Origin of the sequence: Streptomyces pathocidini (assembly GCF_001418495.1) — a bacterium.
In the GTDB taxonomy this organism is placed as follows: Bacteria; Actinomycetota; Actinomycetes; order Streptomycetales; family Streptomycetaceae; genus Streptomyces; species Streptomyces pathocidini.
This window is the reverse complement of record NZ_LIQY01000445.1, coordinates 1-2,880: the sequence shown is the minus strand read 5'-3', so window position 1 is coordinate 2,880 and position 2,880 is coordinate 1. Positions and strand designations below refer to the sequence as shown.

The 2,880-nt window shown below is 70.2% G+C and carries 3 protein-coding genes and 2 pseudogenes; all 5 read left to right on the top strand.

What is annotated here, in order from left to right:
- Positions 1-434, top strand: a pseudogene (locus tag AOK16_RS19895) (hypothetical protein); the annotation flags it as partial.
- Positions 431-716, top strand: a pseudogene (locus AOK16_RS29340) (acyl carrier protein); the annotation flags it as partial. The pseudogenes AOK16_RS19895 and AOK16_RS29340, both read left to right, overlap by 4 nt.
- A 2-nt stretch (positions 717-718) precedes the next feature.
- Positions 719-1,516, top strand: a 798-nt coding sequence (locus AOK16_RS19890) for an HpcH/HpaI aldolase/citrate lyase family protein (protein ID WP_205627739.1), incomplete at its 5' end; no start/stop codon positions are given.
- 43 nt (positions 1,517-1,559) lie between these two features.
- Positions 1,560-2,078 (top strand): MaoC family dehydratase, encoded by a 519-nt coding sequence (locus AOK16_RS19885; protein WP_055473556.1) that lies wholly within the window; start codon positions 1,560-1,562, stop codon positions 2,076-2,078.
- Between the two features lie 212 nt (positions 2,079-2,290).
- Positions 2,291-2,880 (top strand): GNAT family N-acetyltransferase (locus tag AOK16_RS19880; protein WP_478072423.1); only part of this gene is annotated, 590 nt, incomplete at both ends.

The window sequence follows — 2,880 nt, the reverse complement described above, 5'->3', positions numbered from 1 at the left end:
CCGCCGTACGGGCCGGGGCGAGCATCATCGACGCCACCGCGCGCGGGTTCGGCGCCGGGGCCGGGAACACCCAACTCGAAGTCCTGGTCGCTGTGCTGGACCGCCTCGGCCACTCCACTGGCATCGACCTGCGCCGTCTGCTGGCGGCCGCGGACACCGCCGAGGAACACCTGATGCCGGCGCCACCGACGATCGACTCGATCAGCCTCGTCAGCGGCCTCGCCGGCGTCTTCTCCGGCTTCAAAAAGCCCGTCCTGGAAACCGCCCGCCGCCAGGGCGTCGACCCCATCCAACTGCTCTTCGAACTCGGCAAGCGCCAGGCGGTCGCGGGCCAGGAAGACCTGATCGGCGACGTCGCCCGGCAGCTGAAACAGGACCTGACCCGCGCCGACGAAACCAGCCCCACAACCTCCACCGAAAGGCAAGCGCCGTGAACCGCGACCTGAGAATCCTCCTGCTGGATGAACTCAAGCTTCCCGAAGCCCAGTTGACCGAAACCACCAGCCTGGAGAAGGCGGGGCTGGACTCGCTGGCCACCGTCGAGCTCTCCGTACTCCTCCAAGACCGCCTGGGCGTGACCATCACCGAAAGCGAGATCGAGAGCGCCGCAACCCCTCCACCAGCTCGACCTCCTGGTCGAGCAGAAGCGCAACGGAAGGTGAGCCCGACCGTGGACATCAAGAACCACCCCATGCGGGCCTGGATCATCACCCCGGNNACCCCGGGCCTGCGGGCCGGCCGATTCGAGGCCGCACAGACCTGCGGCGCCGATGTCGCCCTCGTCGACCTCGAAGACTCCGTAGCCCCCGCGGACAAGCAGGCCGCCCGGATCAGCGCGCAGCGATTCTTCGACCGCCCGGCCACGCCGTGCACCCTCGGGCTGCGCATGAACTCCCCCACGACCCTGGACGGGGTCCGCGACCTCGCCGCCCTCGCCACCTATCCGCGCAAGCCCACCGTCGTGATCGTCCCGAAGGTCGAATCGGCCCGCGACATCGAAATCGTGGCAGGAGTCCTCGACACCGACACCCACACCCCCGGCATTTGGGCGCTGATCGAGACCCCCCGAGCCTTCGAGCGGCTCCCAGCGATCCTGAGCGCCCCTCGACTGGGCGGCGTCATCTTCGGGTCAGCGGACTACGCCGCGGCCGTCGGCTGCGCACTGGACTGGGATTCCCTGCTCTACGCCCGCTCCGCCCTGGTGAACAGCGCAACCGCCGCCGGAATCCCGGCCATCGACGCCCCGGTCTTCGACCTCAACGACCCCGACGCGCTGCGGCGCGAGGCCGAACAGAGCAAGCAGCTCGGCTTCCACGGCAAGGGCGCCGTGCACCCCCGCCAGGCCCGGGTGATCCGCGAGGTCTTCGCACCCTCCAAGGAGGAGATCGATCAAGCCCGCGCGATCCTCGCCGCCGGCCAGGCCAGCCGCAGCGGGATCACCTCGGTCGGCGGACGGATGGTCGGCGCCCCGTTCTTCGCCAAGGCGAAGGCCCTGGTGAGCGAGGTGGACCGCTGATGCCGCCCACCGAACGGACCCGGGATGCTGGGCGAAGGGGGTACTGCCACAGGGGTATCGGCAGGTCACAGACGGCCGCATCCGGGAGAACGTCGGCTTCGGGTACGACGACTTCCGCCTCGGCCTGGTCATCGAGCACCGGCCGGGGCGGACGGTGACCGAGACCGACAACCTCCTGGGCACGGCGCTGACCGGCAACGTCGCACCGATCCACACCGACGCCCACTACAGCAGCACCACCGAGTGGGGCCGACCGCTGGTGTGCAGTGGCGTCACCTTGAACATCGTCGCGGGCATGACCGTACGCAGCACCAGCGGCCTGACCACCGCCAACCTCGGCCTGGACGACGTCCGGTTCGAGAACCCCGTCTTCGTCGGCGACACCCTCTACGCGGAGACCGAGATCCTGGCCCGCAGGCCCTCCCAGTCCCGCCCGCGCAACGGGCTCGTGACCTGCCGGACCTCCGGCCTCAACCAGGACGGCAAGCGCGTTGCGGTCTTCACCCGAACCTTCCTCGTCCCCACCGACCCCGACAGCGCCCGGGCCGCAGCCCACTACTAGAAGGGCGAACGATGAGCGAGCAGCTGTCCTTCGTATCGGCCGACGACGCCCTGTGGGCGCAGTACGACCAGCTGGCCACCCGCAGCTACGGCCACCCCGTCGGCGATATCACCCACCTCCGCGACCACGCCAACCTCCAGGTCGCCACCCGCGCAGGCCGGGTCGTCGCCGGCGGACTCGGCCTGCTGGTCGACCAGTTCTTCGGGGGCGNNCGCGGCGACCACCTGGCGGCCCGCATGACGGCCGAGCGCCTGCGCCCTCTCCGGGAACGAGGCGCGGTGATCTCCGCCCTCTCCACCTCCTCCACCGGCTACGCCCGCCGCATGGGCTGGGAGGCGCCCGTGCCGGTGTTCGCCTGGTCCGTCGCCACGGACGACCTCAAGCGGTCCTTCACCCCGGGGGACTTCGAGATCGAGCACGGGCTCACACCGGGCGCCCAGGAACTCCAGAGGAATCTCGCCCGGCAGTGGAACGGCCCCGTCTCCCGGCCCATCTGGTGGGCCTCCTGGAAAGAGCAGAAGAACAGCCTGACGACCTACCGCTTCGCCAAGCCGGGCCAGCCCACCGCCGGGCTGCTCTCCCTCGCGATGAAACGGCGAGAACGGCACGGCATGCGCCTGGTCATCCACGACTTCTGGGCAACCGACGCGGACACTGCCGGGGCCATGCTGGCCTTCCTCGGCCGCCACAACACCCGCGCCGAAACCGCCGAGTTCCGCCGCGGCACACTCCCGCCCTACCCCACCCTCCTGCACAACCTCCACCGCCACCGGCCCATCTCCGAGGCCTGGCACCCATGGAT